17 protein-coding genes are annotated in these 21,918 nt (G+C 64.4%); 7 read left to right on the top strand and 10 right to left on the bottom strand.

Annotated features, from left to right (window positions below):
* Positions 1-80: 80 nt before the first annotated feature.
* The 8 genes from DCO48_RS08245 to DCO48_RS08280 form a co-directional block, all read right to left on the bottom strand.
* Positions 81-1,553 (bottom strand): efflux transporter outer membrane subunit, encoded by a 1,473-nt coding sequence (locus DCO48_RS08245; RefSeq protein WP_116550106.1) that lies wholly within the window; start codon positions 1,551-1,553, stop codon positions 81-83.
* The gene (locus DCO48_RS08250) at positions 1,550-4,660 is read right to left on the bottom strand and encodes an efflux RND transporter permease subunit (protein ID WP_116550107.1); all 3,111 of its coding nucleotides are present in this window, start codon (positions 4,658-4,660) and stop codon (positions 1,550-1,552) included. The genes DCO48_RS08245 and DCO48_RS08250 overlap by 4 nt, the downstream gene beginning before the upstream one ends.
* Positions 4,657-7,755 carry an MdtB/MuxB family multidrug efflux RND transporter permease subunit gene (locus tag DCO48_RS08255; RefSeq protein WP_116550108.1) on the bottom strand — a complete coding sequence of 1,033 codons (3,099 nt, stop codon included), beginning with the start codon at positions 7,753-7,755 and terminating at the stop codon, positions 4,657-4,659. Before DCO48_RS08255 ends, DCO48_RS08250 begins: the two co-directional genes overlap by 4 nt.
* Complete coding sequence (locus DCO48_RS08260; RefSeq protein ID WP_116550109.1) at positions 7,752-9,059, bottom strand: MdtA/MuxA family multidrug efflux RND transporter periplasmic adaptor subunit; 1,308 nt, start codon at positions 9,057-9,059, stop codon at positions 7,752-7,754. Before DCO48_RS08260 ends, DCO48_RS08255 begins: the two co-directional genes overlap by 4 nt.
* A 206-nt stretch (positions 9,060-9,265) precedes the next feature.
* The gene (gene tpx, locus DCO48_RS08265; protein WP_116550110.1) at positions 9,266-9,766 is read right to left on the bottom strand and encodes a thiol peroxidase; all 501 of its coding nucleotides are present in this window, start codon (positions 9,764-9,766) and stop codon (positions 9,266-9,268) included.
* Between the two features lie 155 nt (positions 9,767-9,921).
* On the bottom strand, positions 9,922-11,202 hold the full coding sequence (locus DCO48_RS08270; RefSeq protein ID WP_116550111.1) for a serine/threonine transporter: 1,281 nt from the start codon (positions 11,200-11,202) through the stop codon (positions 9,922-9,924).
* 225 nt (positions 11,203-11,427) lie between these two features.
* A complete protein-coding gene (locus DCO48_RS08275) occupies positions 11,428-12,627 on the bottom strand; it encodes an amino acid aminotransferase (RefSeq protein ID WP_116550112.1) in 1,200 nt (399 codons plus the stop codon).
* Positions 12,628-12,762: 135 nt separating this feature from the next.
* Entirely contained in the window at positions 12,763-13,776 is a 1,014-nt protein-coding gene (locus tag DCO48_RS08280) for an Ldh family oxidoreductase (RefSeq protein ID WP_116550113.1), read from the bottom strand.
* A 147-nt stretch (positions 13,777-13,923) separates the two neighbouring features.
* Here DCO48_RS08280 and DCO48_RS08285 point away from each other — a divergent pair, with 147 nt between their 5' ends.
* The 6 genes from DCO48_RS08285 to DCO48_RS08310 all read left to right on the top strand — a co-directional run bounded on the left by DCO48_RS08285 (position 13,924) and on the right by DCO48_RS08310 (position 19,158).
* Positions 13,924-14,793 carry a MurR/RpiR family transcriptional regulator gene (locus tag DCO48_RS08285; protein WP_116550114.1) on the top strand — a complete coding sequence of 290 codons (870 nt, stop codon included), beginning with the start codon at positions 13,924-13,926 and terminating at the stop codon, positions 14,791-14,793.
* A 27-nt stretch (positions 14,794-14,820) separates the two neighbouring features.
* The gene (locus tag DCO48_RS08290; RefSeq protein WP_116550115.1) at positions 14,821-15,579 is read left to right on the top strand and encodes a transporter substrate-binding domain-containing protein; all 759 of its coding nucleotides are present in this window, start codon (positions 14,821-14,823) and stop codon (positions 15,577-15,579) included.
* A 74-nt stretch (positions 15,580-15,653) separates the two neighbouring features.
* Entirely contained in the window at positions 15,654-16,373 is a 720-nt protein-coding gene (locus DCO48_RS08295; RefSeq protein ID WP_116550116.1) for an ABC transporter permease, read from the top strand.
* A complete protein-coding gene (locus tag DCO48_RS08300) occupies positions 16,370-17,080 on the top strand; it encodes an ABC transporter permease (RefSeq protein WP_116550117.1) in 711 nt (236 codons plus the stop codon). The genes DCO48_RS08295 and DCO48_RS08300 overlap by 4 nt, the downstream gene beginning before the upstream one ends.
* A 26-nt stretch (positions 17,081-17,106) precedes the next feature.
* The gene (locus DCO48_RS08305; RefSeq protein ID WP_116550118.1) at positions 17,107-18,348 is read left to right on the top strand and encodes an FAD-binding oxidoreductase; all 1,242 of its coding nucleotides are present in this window, start codon (positions 17,107-17,109) and stop codon (positions 18,346-18,348) included.
* A 21-nt stretch (positions 18,349-18,369) separates the two neighbouring features.
* Entirely contained in the window at positions 18,370-19,158 is a 789-nt protein-coding gene (locus tag DCO48_RS08310; protein WP_116550119.1) for an amino acid ABC transporter ATP-binding protein, read from the top strand.
* Between the two features lie 50 nt (positions 19,159-19,208).
* Here the strand turns inward: DCO48_RS08310 and DCO48_RS08315 are convergent, their stop codons facing one another.
* Positions 19,209-19,499 carry a hypothetical protein gene (locus DCO48_RS08315; protein WP_116550120.1) on the bottom strand — a complete coding sequence of 97 codons (291 nt, stop codon included), beginning with the start codon at positions 19,497-19,499 and terminating at the stop codon, positions 19,209-19,211.
* Between the two features lie 453 nt (positions 19,500-19,952).
* Between DCO48_RS08315 and DCO48_RS08320 the strand changes: the two genes are divergently transcribed.
* Positions 19,953-20,762: a gamma-glutamyl-gamma-aminobutyrate hydrolase family protein gene (locus tag DCO48_RS08320; protein WP_116550121.1), complete on the top strand. Its 810-nt coding sequence runs from the start codon at positions 19,953-19,955 to the stop codon at positions 20,760-20,762.
* Between the two features lie 78 nt (positions 20,763-20,840).
* Here DCO48_RS08320 and DCO48_RS08325 read toward each other — a convergent pair whose 3' ends face one another.
* Positions 20,841-21,872 carry a hypothetical protein gene (locus tag DCO48_RS08325; protein ID WP_116550122.1) on the bottom strand — a complete coding sequence of 344 codons (1,032 nt, stop codon included), beginning with the start codon at positions 21,870-21,872 and terminating at the stop codon, positions 20,841-20,843.
* Positions 21,873-21,918: the final 46 nt, after the last annotated feature.

Below are 21,918 nucleotides of genomic sequence, written 5' to 3' on the forward strand. Positions count from 1 at the left end.
TCGTGGCCCACAGGGGTTGTGACGGACACCCTCCTGCGGGAGCTGGCATTACCAGCGATCGGGCGCAAAGCGCCCGCGCTTCAAGGCTGCCGTGGTGGTTCGGTGCTGCCATCCCAACCGCCACCCAGCGCCGCAATCAGCTGCACACTGGCCACCAGGCGTCCCTGCAGCAGGGTCAATGCACTGCGTTCGTTGCTCAGCGCGGTTGTCTGCACATTCACCACATCCAGATAACCGATCAAGCCGGCCTTGTACTGGTTCTCGGTCAGTCGCAACGACTCCCGCGCCGCAGCCAGCGCTTCGTCACGCACCTGCGCCTCATCGCCATACACCTTCAACTGCACCAGGTAGTTCTCGACCTCCTTGAAGCCATCGAGCACCGCCTGCCGATACTGCGCCACCGTCTGGTCATACACCGCCACCGTACGGTCAACCTCCGCCGAACGCTTGCCGGCATCGAACAGGGTCATCGCCAACTGCGGCCCTACCGACCAGAAACGGTTGGGCACGCTGATCCAGTCGCCAAAACTACTGCTGCTGTAACCGCCACTCATGCTCAAGGTCAGGTCCGGGAAGTACGCCGCCCGCGCCACACCAATACTGGCGTTGGCCGACATCACCTTACGCTCCGCCGAAGCGATATCCGGACGCCGCTCCAGCAGTTGCGACGGCAACGCCAGCGGCACCTGGGGCAACTGCGGGAGACTGCGGCTCGGGGCCAGGGCAAACTGCGCCGGGGCCTTGCCCATCAGCACGGCAATCGCGTTCTCCAACTGCGCACGCTGCCAGATCAGGTCGATCAGGTCGGCCTCGGTGCTTTTCAGCTGGGTCTGCGCCTGTGCCACCGCATCCTTGCCGGACACCCCGGCGCGGTACTGGTTTTCGGTCATCTTCAGCGACCGCTGATACGCCGCCAGCGTGGCTTCGAGCAAGCGTTGCTGCTCGTCTATCACCCGCAATTGCAGGTAGTTCTGCACCAGCTCCGACTGCAGGCTCAGGCGAATCGCCGCCAGGTCGGCAAAACTTGCCTCGGCACTGTATTCGTTGGCCGCCAGGCCTTCACGCAGCTTACCCCAGAGGTCCGCCTCCCAGCTCACGCCCAACTGCGTGCTGTAGGTGTTGCGGATACCGCTGCTGTTGTTGCTCAGGCTCGAACTGCTGCTGCCGGTGCCCTGGCTGGAGCGGGTTTTGCCAGCGCTCAGGTCGAGGCTGGGAAACAGTGCGCCGCGCGCACTGCGCACCAGCGCCTGGGCCTGTCGATACTGCGCCTCGTACTGCGCGACGGTCTGGTTGCTGGCATTGAGCTGCTCGACCAGGCCGTTGAGCTGGGCATCGCCATACAGCTCCCACCAGGCACCACGGGCCAGCGCATCGGACGGGTTGGCCTGGGTCCAGCCCTCGGCCTGCTTGAACTGCACCGGGGCCGCCAGTTCCGGTCGATGATAATCCGGGCTCAAGCTGCAGGCGCTGAGCATCAGCAGGCACAGGCTGGCACTGAGCAGGCGCGAGCCACGGGCGCCGAGCAGGCGGGCGGGCATCGGAAGTTCGGTCATAGCGGGGTTTCCAGGGCAGCATCGGTCCGCACTCCGCGCCAGCGGTTGAAACGATGGCGCAGACGGTCCAGGTAGAGGTAAACCACAGGCGTGGTGAAAAGCGTAAGAATCTGGCTGAAGACCAGCCCGCCGATAATGGTCAGGCCCAGCGGCTGCCGCATCTCGGCTCCTTCGGCCGTGCCCAGCAGCAGCGGCACGGCGCCAAGGATCGCCGCCAGCGTGGTCATCAGGATCGGCCGCAGACGCAGCAGGCAGGCCCGGCGGATCGACTCTTCCGGGCTCAGGCCCTGATGCCGCTCCAGTTGCAGCGCCAGGTCGATCATCAGGATGGCGTTCTTCTTCACCACCCCGATCAGCAGGAACAGGCCAAGCAACGAGATCAGGCTGAACTCGCTGCCGACCACGTACATCGTGAGCAAGGCGCCAACTCCGGCCGAGGGCAAGGTCGAGAGGATAGTCAGCGGGTGAATGTAGCTCTCGTAGAGGATGCCCAGCACCAGGTACACCGCGAGCAAGGCACCGAGGATCATCCACGGCTGGCCCTCCTGGCTCTTGCTGAAGGCGTCGCCGGTGCCGCCCAGCTTGGCGATCACTTCTTCCGGCAAGCCGACCTTGGCCACCGCCCGCTCGATGGCGGCCATGGCCACGTCCTGGCTGACCCCTTCGGCAATATCGAAGGAAATGTCCTCGGCGGCAAACTGCCCTTCGTGGCTGACGCGGTCCTCGGCCAGGCTGTTTTCATAGCGGGCAAAGGCCGACAGCGGCACCCGTGCGCCCTCGGCGGTGATCACCTGGACCTGCTCCAGGGTGCGTGGATCCTGGGCATATTTCGGGTTGATCTCCATCACCACCTGATACTGGTTCAGGCTGTCGTAGATGGTCGAAATCTGCCGCTGGCTGTAGGCATTGTTCAGCACCGAGGTGACCATGTTCATGTCGATGCCCAGGCGCTTGGCCTGCTCGCGGTCGACCACCAGGGTCACTTGCTGGGTACCGCTGCCCTCGCGGGCGTCGATGGCGGTGATTTCCGGCAGCGTCTTGAATGCCGCCACCACCTTCGGGTACCACGCGCGCAGGGCCGCCAGATCGCCGCTCTGCAGGGTATACATGAACTGCGAGCTGCTCTGGTCGTGACCGCCACCACCGAACTGCAGGTCCTGGTCGGCCATCAGGAACAGCCGGCCACCGGGCACCTTGGGCAGGTTCTTGCGCAGGCGCTCGATGATCTTCTGCGCCGACTCCTTGCGCGCCTTGATCGGTTTCAGGCGCACCAGCACCATGGCGTTGTTGATCCCGCTGTTGCCGCCAATGAAGCCGGCCACGCTCTCCACCGCCGGGTCCTTGAGCAAGGCACGGCGGTAGATTTCCATCTTTGGTTGCATCACCGCAAACGACAGGCCGTCGTCGCCGCGGACAAAGCCCATCAGCTGGCCGGTGTCCTGCTGCGGCATCAGGGTTTTCGGCACCACTACGTACAGTGCGACGTTGAGCACGATGGTCGCCAGCAGGCTGAACAGGGTCAGCCGGCGATGACGCAAGACCCAGCCCAGGCTGCGGTCGTAGCCGGCCATCATCCGTTCGTTGAGGCCTTCGCTCCAGCGTTGCAGGCGGCTTGGCGCACCGCCCTTGTGCGGTTTGAGCCAGCGCGCACAGAGCATCGGCGTGAGGGTCAACGAGACCAGCAGCGAGACGATGATCGCCGCCGCCAGGGTAATCGAGAACTCGCGGAACAGCGATTCGACAATGCCGCCCATGAACAGGATCGAGACGAACACCGCCACCAGCGAGGCGTTCATCGCCAGCAAGGTGAAACCGACTTCCTTGGCACCGAGGAACGCCGCCCGCATCGGCGCGATGCCCTCGTCGATATGCCGGGAAATGTTTTCCAGCACGACAATGGCGTCGTCCACCACCAGCCCGGTGGCCAGAATCAGCGCCATCAGCGACAGGTTGTTCAACGAGAACCCACACAGGTACATCACGGCGAAGGTGCCGACCAGCGACACCGGCACCGCCAGGGTCGGGATCAGCGAAGCACGCAGGTTACCGAGGAACAGGAACACCACCAGAATCACCAGCGCTACCGCGATCAACAGGGTGTGCTCGGCCTCCTTGAGGGTGGCCTTGATCACCGGCGAGCGGTCCATGGCCACGTCGACCTTGACGCTGGCCGGCATCAGCGCCTGCAGCGCCGGCAGTTGCTCGCGGATCTTCGCCACGGTTTCGATGATGTTCGCCCCAGTCTGGCGGTTGATCACCAGCAACACCGCCTGCTGGTCGTTAAAGAAGCCGCTGTTGTAGCGGTTCTCCACGGCGTCGGTAACCTTGGCCACATGGCTCAGGCGCAGCACCGCGCCATCCTGGTAACGGATGACCAACGGTTCGTAGTCCTTGGCCTTCTCCAACTGGTCGTTGGCCTGTACCTGCCAACTGCGCTCGGCGTCTTCGATAAAGCCCTTGGGCCGGCGCACGTTGGCATTGGCGATGGTCTGGCGCACGTCGTCGAGGCTCACCCCGTACTGGTTGAGCAGCTCCGGTTCCAGCTCGATACGCACTGCCGGCAGCGAGCTGCCGCCGATCTGCACCTCGCCCACCCCCGGCACCTGCGACAGGCTCTGCGACAGGATGGTCGAGGCCAGGTCGTACAACTGGCCCTTCTGCAGCACTGTCGAGGTCAGCGACAGGACCATGATCGGTGCCTGCGCCGGGTTGATCTTGTTGTAGGTCGGCATGCTGCGCATGCCGCTGGGCAGCAGGTTGCGGGTGGCGTTGATCGCCGCCTGTACCTCGCGCGCGGCACCGTCGATGTCGCGGCCCAGATCGAAGCCGAGAATCACCCGGGTCGAGCCCTGGCTGGAGCGGCTGGTCAGGGTGTTGACCCCGGCAATACTGCCCAGCGAACGCTCCAGCGGCGTGGCCACGGTCGAAGCCATCACCTCGGGGCTGGCCCCCGGCAGGCTGGCCGAGACCACGATCACCGGGAAGTCCATCTGCGGCAACGGCGCCACCGGCAGCAGGCCGAAACTGACGCCCCCCAGCAGCATGATCGCCAGGCTCAGCAGCATGGTCGCTACCGGGCGACGGATAAACGGGCCAGAGAGGTTCATGCGTCGGCCTGTTGTGCGTCAGGCTGACGGCGCCAGCGCCGCGCCAGGCGATCAAAGTACAAATAGATCACCGGCGTCGTGAACAGCGTCAGCACCTGGCTGAGCAGCAACCCGCCAACCATCACCAGACCCAGCGGCTGGCGCAGCTCGGCGCCGGAACCGGTGGCGAGCATCAGCGGGATGGCGCCGAACAGTGCCGCCAGGGTGGTCATCAGGATCGGTCGGAAGCGCAGCAAGGCGGCGCGGTAGATCGCCGCCTCCGGGGCCATGCCCTGATGCCGTTCGGCTTCCAGGGCGAAGTCGATCATCATGATCGCGTTTTTCTTGACGATACCGATCAGCAGGATGATGCCGATGATCGCGATCATGCCCAGGTCGTTGCCGCTGAGGATCAGCGCGAGCAAGGCACCGACCGCCGCCGACGGCAGCGTCGAGAGGATGGTGACCGGGTGGATGTAGCTCTCGTAGAGCACGCCCAGCACGATGTACATGGTTACCACGGCAGCCAGGATCAGCAGCAAGGTGCTCGACAGCGACGCCTGGAAGGCTTCGGCTGCGCCCTGGAAGCGCGTCTGCACGCCGAGCGGCATGCCGATCTCCCGCTGCACCTGCTCGATCACCTTGACGCCCTCGCCCAGCGACACGCCGTCGGCCAGGTTGAACGACATCATCACCGCCGGGAACTGGCCGATATGGGCAATCGCCAACTGTGCCTGACGCTGTTCGACATGGGCCAGGCTGGACAGCCGTACCTGGGCGCCATCGCTGGTTTTCACATGAATCTGCTCCAGCACCTGCGGGCCGATATTCGCCGCGGCCGCCGCCTGCAACACCACCCGGTATTGGCTGGCCTGGGTGTAGATGGTCGAAATCTGCCGCTGGCCAAAGGCGTCGTAGAGCGCGTTGGTGATGTCGGCGACGTTGACCCCGACGCGGCTGGCGGCGTCGCGGTCGATCGCCAGATACACTTGCAGGCCCTTGTCCTGCAGGTCGCTGGCAACGTCCTTGAGCTCGGCGCGCTGCTGCAAGGCATCGCTGAGCTTGCCGCTCCACAGCGCCAGCAGTTCGGCGTCCGGCGAGGACAGGCTGAACTGGTACTGGGTACGGCTGACCCGGTCCTCGATGCTCAGGTCCTGCACCGGCTGCATGAACAGGCGGATGCCAACCAGCTTGTCGAGCTGCGGTTGCAGGCGGCTGATCACCTGCGCCGCAGTGAGGTCGCGCTCGCCATGCGGCTTGAGGTTGATCAGCACGCGGCCGCTGTTGAGCGTGGCGTTGTCACCATCGACGCCGATGTATGAGGACAGGCTCTGTACTGCCGGGTCCTTGAGGATGATCGCGCTGAGTTCCTGCTGACGCTGGCTCATGGCGGCGAAGGAAATCGACTGCGGCGCCTCGGAAATGCCCTGGATCACCCCGGTATCCTGCACTGGGAAAAAGCCCTTGGGCACCATCAGGTACAGCAGCACGGTCAGGCCCAGGGTGGCCACGGCCACCAGCAGGGTCAGCGGCTGATGCTTGAGCACCCAGGTCAGGGCGCGGGCGTAATGCGCGATCAGCCAGTCGATCCAGGCGCCGCTGGCGCGGTAGAAGCGGCCCTGCTCGTGTGCCTTGGGTTCACGCTTGAGCAGCCGTGCGCACATCATCGGCGTCAGGGTCAGCGACACCACCAGGGAAATCAGGATGGCTACCGCCAGGGTGATGGCGAACTCGCGGAACAGCCGGCCGACCACGTCGGCCATGAACAGCAGCGGGATCAGTACGGCAATCAGCGAGAAGGTCAGCGAGATCAGGGTGAAGCCGATCTGCCGCGCGCCCTTGAGCGCCGCCTGCATCGGCGTTTCGCCCTCCTCGATATGCCGGGAGATGTTTTCCAGCATGACGATGGCATCGTCGACCACGAAGCCGGTGGCGATGGTCAGGGCCATCAACGTCAGGTTGTTGATCGAGAAGCCGGCCAGGTACATCACGCCGAAGGTGCCGATCAGCGACAGCGGCACGGCAATCGAGGGGATGATCGTGGCGCTGACGCGGCGCAGGAACACGAAAGTGACCATCACCACCAGCACGATGGCGATCAGCAGTTCATGCTGGACGTCCTTGACCGAGGCACGAATGGTTTGCGTCCGGTCGGTGAGCACCACCACGTCGAGGCCGGCCGGCAGGTTGTCGGTGATCGACGGCAGCAGGTCCTTGATCCGGTCGACCACCTCGATGACGTTGGCCCCCGGCTGACGCTGGATGTTCAGTAGCACGGCCTGGTTCTGGTTGGCCCAGGCGGCCAGGCGTTCGTTCTCGGCGCCGTCGACGATTTCGGCGACATCCTTCAGGCGCAGTGGCGCGCCGTTCTTGTAGGCGAGAATGAGGTTGGCGTACTCCTCCGGGGAGCGTAACTGATCGTTTGCGTCGAGCATCGACACCCGGGTCGGGCCGTCGAAGTTACCCTTGGGCTGGTTGACGTTGGAGGCGCCGATCAACGTGCGCACGTCGGCCAGGTTCAGCCCGGCGGCGGCCAGGGCGTCCGGGTTGACCTTGATCCGCACCGCCTGGCGCTGGCCACCGGCGATGCTGACCATGCCGACGCCGCTGATCTGGGCGATCTTCTGCGCCACGCGGGTGTCGACCAGGTCGTTGAGCTTGGGCAGCAGCATGGTTTTCGAGGTGATCGCCAGGGTCAGCACCGGGGTGTCGGCCGGGTTGACCTTGTTGTACACCGGCGGTGCCGGCAGGTCGCTGGGCAGCAGGTTGCTGGCGGCGTTGATCGCGGCCTGCACCTGTTGTTCGGCGACGTCCATGTTCATTTCGAGGCTGAAGCGCAGGGTCAGCACCGAGGCGCCACCGGAGCTGGTCGAGGCCATCTGGGTGAGCCCGGGCATCTGCCCGAACTGGCGTTCCAGCGGTGCGGTGACCGCGCTGGTCATGACCTGCGGGCTGGCACCGGGGTACAGGGTCATGACCCGGATGGTCGGGTAGTCGACCTGGGGCAAGGCCGCCACCGGCAGCAGCTTATAGGCGATCAGGCCGGCCAGGACGATGGCCAGCATGCTCAGGGTGGTCGCTACCGGGCGCAGGATGAACAGCCGCGAGAGGTTCATGCGTCAGCCTTGCCCGACTGGCCTTCGGTGGTCGATAGGTCGTTCTTGTCCTGACCCTGCAGGTGCTGGCCGGGGGTGGTCGGTAGTTCGGCGCTGTCGTCGACCACTTCCACATCGCTGCCGTCGCGCAGGCGGTCGGTGCCTTCGAGCACCACCCGGTCGCCCTTGGCCAGGCCTTCCAGCACCACGGTCTGGTCGCCGTCGCTGGCGCCAAGCTTGAGGTTGCGGATGCGCACCTTGGTGTCGCCCTCCATCACGTAGACGAAGGTGCCGTTGGTGCCGAACTGGATGGCGGCCGACGGTGCCAGCACCACGTTCCTCAGGGTATCGGCGAGCAGGTGCACGTTGACGAACTGATTGGGGAACAGCGCTTCGTTGTGGTTCTCGAAGAAGCCCTTGAACTTCAGCGTGCCGGTGGTCACATCGATCTGGTTGTCAAGGCTGCGCAGCACGCCGTCGGCCTGCTTCTGCGTGTCACCCCGGTCCCAGGCTTCGACCGGCAGTTGCGCGCCGCTGCGGAAGCGCGTGAGCACCGGGGTGAGGTTGGTTTCCGGCAAGGTGAAGGCAACGCTGATCGGCTGGGTCTGGGTGATCACCACCAGCGCGGTGGTGTCGTTGGCCGCCACCAGGTTGCCAACGTCGAGCTGGCGCAGGCCCAGGCGGCCGCTGATCGGTGCGCGGATCTTGGTGAATTCGAGGTTCAGCTTGGCGTCGTTGACCGCCGCCTGGTTGGTCTTGATCGTGCCCTGGTACTGGCCGACCAGTGCTTCGGCGGTGTCGAGGGTCTGTTTGGCGATGCTGTCTTCGGCGTACAGGCCTTTATAGCGCTGCAAGTCCAGTTGCGCGTTTTTCAGCTGCGCCTGGTTCTGCGCCAGGGTGCCTTCGGCCTGTTGCAGGGCAATCTGGTAGCTGCGCGGGTCGATCTCGGCCAGCAGGTCGCCGGCTTTCACTCGCTGCCCTTCCTGGAAGTTGATCTTCACCAGCTCGCCGGCGACCCGGCTGCGCACGTTGACCGTGTTGGTCGCGGTGACGGTACCCAGGGCCTTGTAGTACACCGGGAAGTCGCCAAGGGTGGCCGGCGCCACGCGCACTGGCACCGCCCCGGCGAAGGCACCGAAGCCTGGCCGATTGCCGCCGCGGCCGCCAGCTGGCGCGCCTTTGCCGGCCGCCGCGCCGGGCGCATGCGCCGGCGATGCGGGCCACAGCCACCAGGCGAGGCCGGCGCTCAGCAGCAGGATCAGCAGGCCGGAAAGCCAGCGGCGGGTGTGACGGGAACCGGAGGATTGCATGGGTTGGTCGACCATTGTGCGGAAAAAATTCTTTTGAGGAGGCTGAACGATAAGCAGTAGAGCAGGATTAGCAAAGCGCCTTTACCGGCTATTTACCCAGCACTGACGTTGGCAAAGTGCTGAACTATAAATAAAAACGGCCTGGACTAAGGCCAGGCCGTTACAACTTTACGCAATTAATTGCAGTTTTGCGTAAAGGCTATCGCGGGCGAAGCGCTCGCTTACTTCAGCACCGCCAGTGCCGCTTCATAGTTCGGCTCGTCGGCGATTTCCTTGACCAGCTCGACGTGCAGCACCTTGTCGTTGGCATCCAGCACCACCACGGCACGCGCAGCCAGACCGGCCAGCGGGCCGTCAGCGATGGCAACGCCGTAGTTTTCGAGGAACTCGCGACCACGCAGGGTGGACAGGTTCTTGACGTTTTCCAGGCCTTCGGCGCCGCAGAAGCGCGCCTGGGCAAACGGCAGGTCGGCCGAGATGCACAGCACCACGGTGTCGGCCACGTCGTTGGCCTGGGCGTTGAACTTACGCACCGAAGTCGCGCAGGTCGGGGTGTCGACGCTTGGGAAGATGTTCAGCACTTTGCGCTTGCCGGCGAAGTCTTTCAGGCTCTTGTCAGCCAGGCCTTCACCAACCAGGGAGAACGCCGGCGCCGGCGCGCCAACCGCTGGCAGCTGACCATTGACCTGAACCGGGTTGCCTTTGAGAGTCACTTGAGACATGAACGAAGTCCTTATGCGGGGGGTGAGTAAAGGACCCAGAGTTAAGCATGAAAGTTGCCCGCAACCTATGCCTTGCGCATAAATTGTTGAATTGCCAGACAACTTTTGTGGACAAACGCACTGTGCAGCTGTGTGCACAGTGCGCTGTCGGGGGATCAGCTCAGCAGCGAATAGACCAGCGCGGAAATCGCCACCAGGCCCACGGCCACGACGAACACGTTGGACATCGCGCCACTGTATTTGCGCATCGCCGGTACCTTGCGGATGGCGTACATCGGCATCAGGAACAGGATGGCCGCAATCACCGGGCCGCCGAGGGTCTCGATCATGCCGAGGATGCTCGGGTTGAGGGTGGCGACGATCCAGCAGATCACCAGCATGAAGGCCGCCGTCATGCGGTCCAGGGCCTTGGCGCTCGGACGCTTGCCGCTCTTGACGATCAGGCCCTTGAGGCCTTCGCTGGCGCCGATGTAGTGGCCCAGGAACGACTTGGCAATCGCGATGAAGGCGATCAACGGTGCGGCGAAGGCGATGGTCGGGTTGCTGAAGTGGTTGGCCAGGTACGACAGGATCGACAGGTTCTGCGCCTTGGCTTCGGCCAACTGCGCTGGGCTCAGGGTCAGCACGCAGCTGAACACGAAGAACATCACCATCGCCACCATCAGCAGGTGCGCACGGCCGAGGATCTGCCCGCTGCGCTCATCGGCGTTGGCGCCGTAGCGGCGCTTCTGGTCGACGGCGAAGGCCGAGATGATCGGCGAATGGTTGAACGAGAAGACCATCACCGGAATCGCCAGCCACAGGGTATGAAGGAACGCCGAGCCGGACGGTACTTCACTGGCGGTGCTGAGGATGCCGCCGCTCCAGTGCGGAATCAGGAACACCGCGAGGAACGCCAGGGCGACGATGAACGGGTACACCAGCAGGCTCATCACCTTGACGGTGGCCTGCTCGCCGCAGCGCACGATGGCCAGCAGGCCGAGGATCAGCACAAACGACAGCACCGCGCGTGGCGGCGGTTCGATGTGCAGTTGGTGCTGCATGAAGCTGCCGACCGTGTTGGTCAGAGCGACGCTGTAGATCAGCAGGATCGGGAAGATGGCGAAGAAGTACAGCAGGGTGATCAGCGCGCCGGCCTTGAGGCCGAAGTGTTCTTCGACGACGTCGGTGATATCGGCGCCATCGCGCCCGGAGAGGACAAAGCGGGTCAGGCCGCGGTGGGCGTAGAAGGTCATCGGGAAGGCCAGCAAGGCCAGGATCAACAACGGCCAGAAGCCACCGAGCCCAGCGTTGATCGGCAGGAACAAGGTTCCGGCGCCGATGGCTGTGCCAAACAGGCCCAGCATCCAGGTGGTGTCCTGACGGTCCCAGCGGCCAAGGTCGGCTGCGGGGCTCGATTCGAGGCGTTGTTCAACGCTCGGGGCCTGTTCATTCATCCAGGTGCAACTCCACTCGCAAGACTGCAACAGGGCCAGGAGTGGCGAAACAGACGCTTCACCGCAGCCCAGCCATCAAAGAGGGGCGCGATTGTGCGCTGATTGGTTGCACTTGAGAAGCCCTGTCCGAGGAGTGGTTGCACCTAAGCTGCAAGCTGCAAGTAGTGGCCGGCTCCGGACTACGGAGCCCCACCCCTCTTGTAGCTTGCCGCTTGCCGCTGGCGTCTACCGCTTCTGCACCGCCGCAAACGCCTCGGCCACCTGTTGCAGGTTGTCCGGACGCACGCCCGACATGCACACCCGACCGCTATCGATCAGGTACACACCGAACTCGTCACGCAGGCGACGGACCTGCTCGACGCTGAAGCCGGTGTAGCTGAACATTCCGCGCTGGCTCAGGAAGAACTCGAAGTTCTGCCCTGGCAGCAACACTTGCAACGCATCGACCAGACGCTGGCGCATGTCAAGGATACGCAGGCGCATCGTCTCCACTTCCGCCTCCCACTGCGCGTTCAGCTCGGCATCGTTGAGCACTGCCGCCACCAGCTGGGCGCCGAAATTCGGCGGGCTGGAGTAGTTGCGGCGCACGGTGGCCTTCAGCTGGCCCAAGACGCGCTGGGTGGTGGCGCTGTCGTCACAGACCACCGACAGCCCCCCTACCCGCTCGCCGTACAGCGAGAAAATTTTCGAGAACGAGTTGCTCACCAGGCACGGCACGCCGGCACGGGCCGCTTCGCGGATGGCATAGGCGTCTTCGACCAGGCCTTCGCCAAAGCCCTGGTAGGCGATGTCGAGGAACGGGATCAGGCTGCGCGCCTTGACCACTTCGATCACCTGTTGCCACTGCGCCTGGGTCAGGTCGGCGCCCGTCGGGTTGTGGCAGCACGGGTGCAGCAGCACGATGCTGTTGGCCGGCAGGCCTTGCAAGGCGGCGAGCATGCCGTCGAAGTTGACGCCACGGCTGGTCTGGTCGAAGTACGGGTAGCTGTGCACCTTGAACCCGGCGCCTTCGAAGATGGCGCGGTGGTTGTCCCAGGTGGGGTCGCTGACCCAGACCTGCGACTCGGGGAAGTAGCGCTTGAGGAAGTCGGCACCGACCTTCAGCGCGCCGGAGCCGCCGACGGTTTGCACGGTGGCCACGCGAGCGCCGCTCACCGCCGGGTGATCGGCGCCGAACAACAGGTTCTGGATGGCCTTACGGTAGCTGGCCAGACCTTCCATCGGCAGGTACAGCGAAGCTTCGTGAGGCTGCTCGGCCAGGCGCTTCTCGGCGGCGCCAACGGCAGCCAGTTGCGGTACCACGCCGGCTTCGTCGTAATACAGACCGATGCTCAGGTTGACCTTGTTGGCCCGTGGGTCGGCCTTGAAGGTCTCCATCAGGGAGAGAATCGGATCGCCGGCATAGGCATCGACATGTTTGAACACAGCGCGCAACTCCTTGGGTCAGGACTGTTCGGACAAAGATGCCGATGAGGATACCTGTAGCGCGGGCGTTGGAACATGACCTTTGGCGCAACGGGTGTTTGCAAGCCTGCAACCCAACGGGGGTTGCCGTGCTCCCTAGCCCGCCAGCGCCTGCAACCCCGCCCACTCCTCGGCAGTAATCATCACCCCGTCCCGCGCCGACTGCTCGCGCTCACGGAAACGCCGCTCACCCGGCATGCGCTGCAAGCCCACCGCCTGCATCTGCCGCACCAGCTCGCGACTGCGCTCGGCAAAGCGGCTGCCCACCGACTTGGCTGGATCGATGACGATGATCAACTGCCCGGTCCACGGTGTCTTCGCCCCCGGGTGCTGCGACCAGTCGAACTCGAAGGAGAAGTTGCCACCGGTCAACGCCGCCGCCAGCAGCTCGACCATCATCGACAGTGCCGAGCCCTTGTGCCCACCAAACGGCAGCAACGCGCCACCTTCCAGAATCGCCTTGGGATCGCGCGTCGGCTCGCCACGGCTGTCCACGCCCATGCCTTCGGGCAGCAACTCGCCCTTGCGCGCGGCAATCTGCACGTCACCGTGGGCAATCGCGCTGGTGGCCATGTCGAAGACGATCGGCTCGCTGCCAGCACACGGGGCGGCAAAGGCAATCGGGTTGGTGCCGAACAACGGCTGCTGCGCGCCATGCGGCACCACACAGGTCATGCTGTTGACCACACTGAGCGCCACCAGCCCCTCTTCGGCGAACGGCTCGACATCCGGCCATAACGCCGCAAAGTGATGGGAATTGTGGATCGCCAGCACTGCGATGCCGGCGCTGCGCGCCTTCGCCAGCAGCAACCCGCGCGCCGCTTCCAGTGCCGGCTGGGCAAAGCCTCCGGCGGCATCCACTCGCACGTAACCGCTGGCGACATCCTCGACCTGCGGCACCGCCCGCCCATCGACCCAGCCGCTGTTCAGCGTCGACACATAGGCCGGCATGCGAAACACCCCGTGGCTGTGCGCGCCGTCGCGCTGGGCGCTGGCGCAGTTGTAGGCCAGGGTCCGCGCCACCGCAGCCGAGGTGCCATGGCGCTGAAAAATGCGCTGCAACAGTGCTTCAAGATCGGCAAACGCAAGGTGATGTACAGGTGCGGACATCTGAAGCTCCCTTATTAAATTTGGAATGGGCAACAGCGTTGGCAATGGACGAACTTTCACCCCGATGACAGCAAACTGTCAATTGTTGACTTGATGACAGAAAAGATTCATTTTCTCTCACCAGCACCACTAAGAAGAAGTCGACCCATGAGTCAGCCGATCAAACAACGCCTGGAAAGCAGCTTGGCCAACGCCTCGGCGTCGGGGCGCAAGATTGCCACCTGGATGCTCGGCAATCTCACCGAACTGCCGTTCGAAACCTCGGCGAGCCTGGCGGCGAAAGTCGGTGTCAGCGAATCCAGTGTCGGCCGCTTCTGCCGCGCCCTGGGTTACGAACACCTCAAGGCCCTCAAGCACGACCTCAAGGACGACCTCGGTGACGGCCCATGGCTGGTCGGCGATCGCTTGCAAGAATTTCGCCAGCGCCACGGCAAGGATGATGCCGGCCTCGCCCGCAGCCTGGAGCAGGAAGTTGCGGCGCTGGTGCGGGTCTATGAATACAGCCGCACACCGGCCTGGGATACGCTCAGCCAGCGTCTCGCCGAACGGCGCAAGGTGTTCGTCGCCGGCTTTCAGACCGAGCGCGGCATCGCCCTGTGCATGGCCCACCTGCTGCAATACCTGCGCGACGGCGTGCAGGTGGTGGATGGCAGCGCCGGGCACTTCGGCGAGGTACTGCTCAGCGAGCCGGCCGACTGCGCGCTGGTGGTCTTCGAAGCCCGGCGTTACTCGCGTCACGCCCTGAACCTGTGTCGTAAGGCACACGCTGCCGGCATCCCGGTAACACTGGTTACCGACACCTTCTGTGACTGGGCCGATGCCAACGCCAGCGAAGTGTTCCGCATCCCCACCGAATTCAATCTGTTCTGGGAGTCCACCGCGACCATGGCGTCGTGGGTTCACCTGATGGTCAACGAGGTCTGCAAGAAGCTCGGCCCGGATGTTGAAAAACGCTTGGAAGCAACTGCCGCTCTACACAACGAGTTCGTCGGCTACACGTCGTCGAACAAACAATAGCAAGAGTGCAAACAACAGAGGTGACCCATGAAACCCGTCCTCCGCTTTGCTGGCGCGTGCGCGCTGCTGTTTGGGGCTATCGCCGGCGCCCAGGCCGAAACCCTGAAGATCGCCACTGAAGGCGCCTACCCGCCGTTCAACTACGTTGACTCGGACAACACGTTGCATGGTTTCGACGTCGACATCGCCAACGCCCTGTGCGAGCAGATGAAGGTTCAGTGCACCCTGGTAGCGCAAGACTGGGAAGGGATCATTCCGGCACTGATGGCGAAGAAGTACGACGCCATCGTCGCCTCGATGATCAACACCGAAGAACGGCGCAAGAAGATCGCCTTCACCAACCACTACTACAAGACGCCGTTGTCCGTGGCCGTGGCCAAGGACAGCGAGATCACCGACGCGCAGACCACCTTCAAGGGCTACACCGTCGGCGCGCAGGCGTCCTCGACCCAGGCGATCTATGCCGAAGACGTGTACGGCAAGGCCGGCGCCGATGTGAAGCTGTACCCGACCCTGGACGAAGCCAACGCCGACCTCGCCGCCGGACGGCTGGACGGGGTGGTGGCCGACAAGTTCCCGCTGCTGGAGTGGCTGGGCAAGGCCGGCAAGGACTGCTGCAAGATCCTTGGCGATATCGACGGCACCCGCGCCGACGCTTCGATTGCCGTGCGCAAGGAAGACCAAGCCCTGCGCGAGCGGCTGAACAAGGCGCTGGACGAGATCGTGGCGAACGGCACCTACCAGAAGATCGCCAGTCGTTACTTCGACTTCGATATCTACCAGTAGGAGCATCGCCGAACGAGGCCGCTTGCGTAGGAGCGGGCTCGTCCCGCGATCAGGGTCCCCGGAGATTCCGAATCATGCTCGATCAACTGTCCCTGCTTTCTTTCGCCAGCGGTGGCTGGGGCCAGGCCTTGCTGGCCGGCGCCCTGGTGACCCTGTCGCTGGCCCTGGCCTGCCTGCCCATCGGCCTGCCGCTGGGCCTGGGCGTGGCCCTCGCCGCACGTTCGCCCAAGCGCCTGCCGCGCGCCGCCGCCACGGTGTTCTCCACCGTGTTCCGCGGCCTGCCGGAGCTGCTCACGCTGCTGATCATCTACTATGGCTGCCAGATCGCCGCGCAGAAACTCCTCGCTGCCATGGGCTACGAAGGCGAAGTGATCTTCAACACCTTCCTCGCCGCCATGATGGCCTTCAGCCTGGTGTTCGCCGCGTTCTCCAGTGAGATCTGGCTGGCCGCGTTCAAGACCGTGCCCAAAGGCCAGTACGAAGCATCGGCTGCCCTCGGCCTGAGCAAGGCCACCACCTTCCGCAAGGTGGTCTTCCCGCAACTGCTGCGCATCGCCCTGCCCGGCCTGTCGAACAACTGGCTGTCGCTGCTCAAGGACACCTCGCTGGTGTCGACCATCTCGCTGGTCGACCTGATGCGCCAGACCAACCTCGCGGTCAGCGTGACCAAGGAGCCGATGTTCTTCTACGGCGTGGCCTGCCTCGGCTACCTGCTGTTCTCGGCGCTGTCCGGGCGGGTATTCGCCTTTATCGAGCAGTATTACAGCCGTCACCTGCGGAGTGCCCGCCCATGAGTTTCGACGAACTGCTGGCCCTGATCGTCAACCCCGACCTGCTCGAACGCTACGGCCCACGCTTTATCGACGGCCTGCTGGTGACCGGCAAGCTGGTGGCGATCTCCTTCACCCTCGGTGCTCTGCTCGGCCTGCTGCTGGCCCTGGCGCGGATGTCGAAAAGCCTGCTGGTGCAGCGCCTGGCCGCCGGCTACATCTACTTCTTCCGCGGCTCGCCACTGCTCGCGCAGTTGTTCCTGCTGTACTACGGGCTCGGCTCGTTCAAGAGCCTGTGGCAGGACATCGGCCTGTGGTGGTTCTTCCGCGATGCGTGGTTCTGCACCCTGGCCGCGTTCACCCTGAACACTGCCGCCTACCAGGCGGAAATCTTCCGCGGCAGCCTGCTGGCCGTGGCGCCGGGGCAATACGAAGCGGCCAAGGCGCTGAGCCTGAAACGCTCGACCACCTTCTTCAAGGTGATCCTGCCGCAGTCGCTGATCGTCGCCATCGGCCCGCTGGGCAACGAACTGATCCTGATGATCAAGGCCAGCGCGATTGCCTCGCTGGTGACCATCTACGACCTGATGGGCGTGACCAAGTTGGCCTTCTCGCGCAGCTTCGATTTCCAGATCTACCTCTGGGCCGCCGTGCTCTACCTGCTGATCGTCGAGATTGTCCGGCGCAGCCTGAAACACATCGAAGCCCGACTGGGCCGCCACCTGCGCTAAGCCGTCATCGCCGAGGACTGTTTTCCATGCATTGCCAAACCATCGTTCTGGGCGCCGGTATCGTCGGCGTCAGCACCGCACTTCACCTGCAAGCGCGCGGGCGCAAGGTGATCCTGATCGACCGCGACGAACCGGGCAGCGGCACCAGCCATGGCAACGCCGGGCTGATCGAGCGTTCCAGCGTGATCCCCTATGCCTTCCCACGCGCGCTGGGCAAGCTCATGCGCTACGGCCTGAACCGCCGCTCCGACGTGCGCTACAGCTGGCGCTACCTGCCCAAGTGCGGCCCGTGGCTCTTCAAGTACTGGCAGAACTCCGCGCCAGCACCGCTGGCCGAAGCCACCCGCGCCATGCTGCCGCTGGTGGAGCGCTGCGTTGAAGAGCACGACGCGCTGATCGAAGCCGGCGAACTCGGCGGCCTGATCAGGGCCAACGGCTGGATCGAGGTATACCGCGATGCTGCGGCCCTGGCCCAGGCCAGCGCCGATGCGCATGCACTGCAACCCTATGGCCTGAAGTACGAGGTGCTCGATGCGCAACAGTTGCACGCGCGCGAACCGGGCCTGGGCGGCACGGCAGTCGGTGGTATCCACTGGCTCGACCCGAAAACCGTAACCAACCCCGGCGGCCTTACCCGTGGCTACGCGGCGCTGTTCGTCAAACGCGGCGGGCAGTTCATCCATGGCGATGCGCGGACCCTGCGCCAGGTGGCCGGCGACTGGCAGGTCGACAGCCGCCAGGGCCCGATCACCGCGCCCGAGGTGGTGGTTGCCCTCGGCCCGCAGGCCGGCGAGATTTTCCGCCCGCTGGGCTACACCCTCCCGCTGGAGGTCAAGCGCGGCTATCACATGCACTACCAGGCCCAGCCTGGGCATGAGCTCAAGCACTCGATCTGCGATGTCGATGGCGGCTTTGTCCTGGCGCCGATGGCCCAGGGTATCCGCCTGACCACCGGCATCGAGTTCGCGGCGGCCGACGCAGCGGCCAACGAGATCCAGCTCAAGCGCTGCGAAGCCGTGGCGCGCACGCTGTTCCCGCTGGGCCCGCGACTCGACCCGGCGCCCTGGCTCGGGCGTCGCCCGTGCCTGCCGGACATGCGCCCGGTGATCGGCCCGGCCGGCAAGCACAAGGGCCTGTGGTTCAACTTCGGTCACGCCCACCATGGCCTGACCCTGGGCCCGGTCAGCGGCCGCTTGCTGGCGGAAATGATGACCGGCGAAACGCCTTTCACCGACCCGGCGCCCTATCGCGCGGATCGCTTCAACTGATACCTGCGGGAGAACAACAATATGACCGCTTCACTCAGCCTTGCAGCCGTGCGCCCGAACGACACCCCCGACCCGCGTCGGGTGGCGGTGAGCATCGAGGGTTTGAACAAGTTCTATGGCACGTTCCAGGTGTTGCACGACATCAACCTGACGGTGCGTGAGGGCGAGCGCATCGTCCTCTGCGGGCCGTCCGGCTCGGGCAAATCGACGCTGATCCGCTGCATCAATCAACTGGAGGTTGCCGAAAAAGGCCGCATCCGCGTCAACGACACCGACCTTGCCGCCAACCACCGCGCGGCAGCCCAGGTGCGCAGCGAGATCGGCATGGTGTTCCAGCATTTCAACCTGTTCCCGCACATGAGCGTGCTGGACAACTGCACCCTGGCGCCGATGAGCGTGCGCGGCCTGTCGCGCTCGGAGGCCGAAGAGCGAGCGCGGTTCTATCTGAACAAGGTCGGCATCGAGAGCCAGGCTGGCAAGTACCCGAGCCAGCTGTCCGGCGGTCAGCAGCAGCGCGTGGCGATTGCCCGGGCGCTGTGCATGAAGCCGAAGATCATGCTGTTCGACGAACCGACCTCGGCGCTGGACCCGGAAATGGTCGCCGAGGTGCTGGACGTGCTGGTGAAGCTGGCGGACACCGGGATGACCATGCTCTGCGTTACCCATGAGATGGGCTTTGCCCGGCAGGTGGCGCAGCGGGTGTTGTTCCTTGAGGGTGGCCAGGTGATCGAAGACAGCCCGCCGGAGCGCTTCTTCAACGACCCGCAGAGTGCCCGGGCCAAGGCGTTTCTGGCGCAGATTCTGCACTAACGTCGAGATCGCTATCGCGGGACGACCCGACTCGTCCCGCGACAGGGCCCTCACTGCGACTGCATTTTCGACTTGATGAACCCGGCAACAAAGGTCAACAGCGCACCGCCTACCCCGCCGCCGGCGACGCTGCTGATCAGCGCCGGCAGGTCCAGCCCGCCACCGGCGGCCACCGCCCCCGGCTCGCCGGTCAGCGCCGCCAGCACCTGACCGAGGATCACCCCGCCCACCCCGCCGAAGATAGAATTGAGTAACGGGCCCATGCCCTGCTTGCTCAGCCCGGCCGCATTGCCGCCGACCACACCGCTGATGATCTGAACGATCAGAGTGACGATATCCATCTTGTGCATCCTCTATAGCGCTAGTTGAGTGACGACACGCTTGCGGCTACTTCGGAGACGGCACGACCACAGGCACAACGACGTCTTTGATCCGGTCAACGACGGCAACCTGCTGCGGATGCGCACAAGTATAGGTGGCGCCTTTTGTTTGCGCCAAAAGCAGCCGGCGCGGCTCGTCAACAATATTGAACTGCCTGTCGCGGCAACCCGCGACGTAGAGCCCTGTTTGCGGGGTTTTCCTGCACTCATTGCGCCGCTGCAATGTCACTATGCCAAGGCACCCGGCTGGCCTCGCTTGATATATTTAACGGCTCTGGCAAGCTATATGGCAGGTTTCGACCGGGAATTGGCGCCCGCGCGCGCTCTCGGCAGTGCTCGAAACCTCAGGTAGCGTCAGGCTGGTTCGATGCGCCTGCACAACAATGACAGGCCGAGCCTGTCCCAAGGTGACATATGCCCAACAGCAACATTGGCAATAAGAAACAAACCCTTCGCAAGCCTGTGGTCCTGATGACCATGGGTACCCAGGAACGCAAGGGCCATGCCTATCAGGTCATGACCCACAAGTACATTACCCCGCTGGTCGAACACGCCGGTTGTGTACCGCTCCTCATCCCTACCTGCTGCGGCGTCGAAGACCTCGATCAGTACCTGGACATGGCCGATGGCGTGTACCTCACCGGTGCTGGCAGCAATATCGATCCGGCCCTGTATGGCCAGGAAAACCAAACCCCGGGCAAAGCCCAGGACCGTGACCGCGACCTGTTCGACCTGCCGCTGGTGAAAGCCGCGCTGGCCCGTGGCCTGCCGATTTTCGGCATCTGCCGCGGCATGCAGGAAATCAACGTGGCGCTGGGTGGCGACATCTACCAGAAGGTCTACGCCGAAGCCGGTTTCAACGATCACCGGGAAAACCCGGACGATCCGGTCGACGTGCAGTACAGCGCCGTCCATGGCGTGCGCCTGGCTGATGGCAGCTGGCTGAAGACACTGCTCGGCAGCGACGAAATCCGCGTCAACTCGCTGCATGGCCAGGGCCTGAAAAACCTCGGCAAGGGCATCGAGCCGCTGGCCTTCGCCGAAGACGGCCTGGTGGAAGCGATTCATGCACCGAGCCTGTCGCCATTCCTCTTCGCCGTGCAATGGCACCCAGAGTGGCAAGCGGCGCAGAACCCGGATTCGGTGAAAATGTTCGAAGCGTTCGGCGATGCCTGCCGCAAGCAGGTTCGCGGCGAACTGCAGCAGCGCTCGAACGCGGCCTAAGCAGTACCTGTGGGAGCCGGCGATGCGGCCAGTGCGCTCGCTATCGCCGGCTAGGCCTGCACACAGTGAGCCCTAGCGCTAGGGTGCCGGCTCGCTGCGGGCCGGCGGCAACAGCCCACTGATCAAACTCTCCTGCACCTGGCTATCCAGGTAATACGCCCCGGCCATCACGCCGGTCAGCGGGTTCTCCATCAGGTTCTGCCATTCCTCGCTCAGCGCCACATTGAGGATCACCCGCAACTGCTCGACCCTCTCCGGCCGCTCGCTCTCGTGCATCATCGCGCCGATCCCGGCCGACGCCAGCGAGATGAACAGCCCCGCCGCCTTGCCCACCGCCGCCGCCACCGCACTGGCCGCACCGCGCGGCGCCAGCGTGCTTTCGAGCTTGGCGCTGGCTTTTTGCGCCACCGACGACAGGCCCTTGGCCGACGGCGCGTTGGCCGTGACCGCAGCCGCCTTGCGGATGTTGTCGTTGAGCGCCAGGTAGGCCTGCAACTGGATCAGCGGCTTGGCGTTGAGCAGTTGATACAGCGTGGCGTTGCGCGACGCCGGCGGCCCGAGGTGGATCGCCGGGATGCGGTTCAAGTGCAGGGCAAATTGCTCGGGCACCGCCCGGTGGCGCTGGGCAATGGCCTGCAACTGCTGGCCCATGAGCTGGACATACAGCTCGCTGGAGCGCTCGCGGATCAGTTCCGGGTTGATCTCCTCGGCCACCTTGTCCAGCACCCGCTCGTGGTACTGCTCCTGCACGTACACTGCCAGGCGGTTACCGGGTGTATCGCTGCCCTGCTGGGTGGCGTTCATCTTGTACCAGGCCACCTTGAGGGTGAGCCATTGCTGGGTCCAGTAGCCGGTGAACCAGGGGATGAAATACGCTTCGGTACGTTGCTGCACGCGCTCGCGCCAGACCCTCATCGAGCGGCGCGCATAACCCTCTACCGAGCCGACCACACCCTGGGAGGCGTCGACAATTTCCCGGTCGATCTGTTGCCAGGTAGCCGGCGACAACGCCACCGGCGGCGGCTCGGCCATACGGCGCTGGCCGGCGCAGGCGCACAGCGCCAGGCACAGGGCGATCAGCAGGGGCAGCAGCACGGCGGGCCGGTTCATGGCGTTGAGTATAGGTCGGCGTTGCCTCAATCGCGGGACAAGTCGG

This window comes from Pseudomonas sp. SDI (genome assembly GCF_003105155.1).
Taxonomy (GTDB): domain Bacteria; phylum Pseudomonadota; class Gammaproteobacteria; order Pseudomonadales; family Pseudomonadaceae; genus Aquipseudomonas.

Coding starts and splice junctions, on each gene's coding strand:
- DCO48_RS08245 (WP_116550106.1), bottom strand. CDS start 1,553: ATGACCGAACTTCCGATGCCCGCCCGCCTGCTCGGCGCCCGTGGCTCG.
- DCO48_RS08250 (WP_116550107.1), bottom strand. CDS start 4,660: ATGAACCTCTCTGGCCCGTTTATCCGTCGCCCGGTAGCGACCATGCTG.
- DCO48_RS08255 (WP_116550108.1), bottom strand. CDS start 7,755: ATGAACCTCTCGCGGCTGTTCATCCTGCGCCCGGTAGCGACCACCCTG.
- DCO48_RS08260 (WP_116550109.1), bottom strand. CDS start 9,059: ATGGTCGACCAACCCATGCAATCCTCCGGTTCCCGTCACACCCGCCGC.
- tpx (WP_116550110.1), bottom strand. CDS start 9,766: ATGTCTCAAGTGACTCTCAAAGGCAACCCGGTTCAGGTCAATGGTCAG.
- DCO48_RS08270 (WP_116550111.1), bottom strand. CDS start 11,202: ATGAATGAACAGGCCCCGAGCGTTGAACAACGCCTCGAATCGAGCCCC.
- DCO48_RS08280 (WP_116550113.1), bottom strand. CDS start 13,776: ATGTCCGCACCTGTACATCACCTTGCGTTTGCCGATCTTGAAGCACTG.
- DCO48_RS08285 (WP_116550114.1), top strand. CDS start 13,924: ATGAGTCAGCCGATCAAACAACGCCTGGAAAGCAGCTTGGCCAACGCC.
- DCO48_RS08290 (WP_116550115.1), top strand. CDS start 14,821: ATGAAACCCGTCCTCCGCTTTGCTGGCGCGTGCGCGCTGCTGTTTGGG.
- DCO48_RS08295 (WP_116550116.1), top strand. CDS start 15,654: ATGCTCGATCAACTGTCCCTGCTTTCTTTCGCCAGCGGTGGCTGGGGC.
- DCO48_RS08300 (WP_116550117.1), top strand. CDS start 16,370: ATGAGTTTCGACGAACTGCTGGCCCTGATCGTCAACCCCGACCTGCTC.
- DCO48_RS08305 (WP_116550118.1), top strand. CDS start 17,107: ATGCATTGCCAAACCATCGTTCTGGGCGCCGGTATCGTCGGCGTCAGC.
- DCO48_RS08310 (WP_116550119.1), top strand. CDS start 18,370: ATGACCGCTTCACTCAGCCTTGCAGCCGTGCGCCCGAACGACACCCCC.
- DCO48_RS08315 (WP_116550120.1), bottom strand. CDS start 19,499: ATGGATATCGTCACTCTGATCGTTCAGATCATCAGCGGTGTGGTCGGC.
- DCO48_RS08320 (WP_116550121.1), top strand. CDS start 19,953: ATGCCCAACAGCAACATTGGCAATAAGAAACAAACCCTTCGCAAGCCT.
- DCO48_RS08325 (WP_116550122.1), bottom strand. CDS start 21,872: ATGAACCGGCCCGCCGTGCTGCTGCCCCTGCTGATCGCCCTGTGCCTG.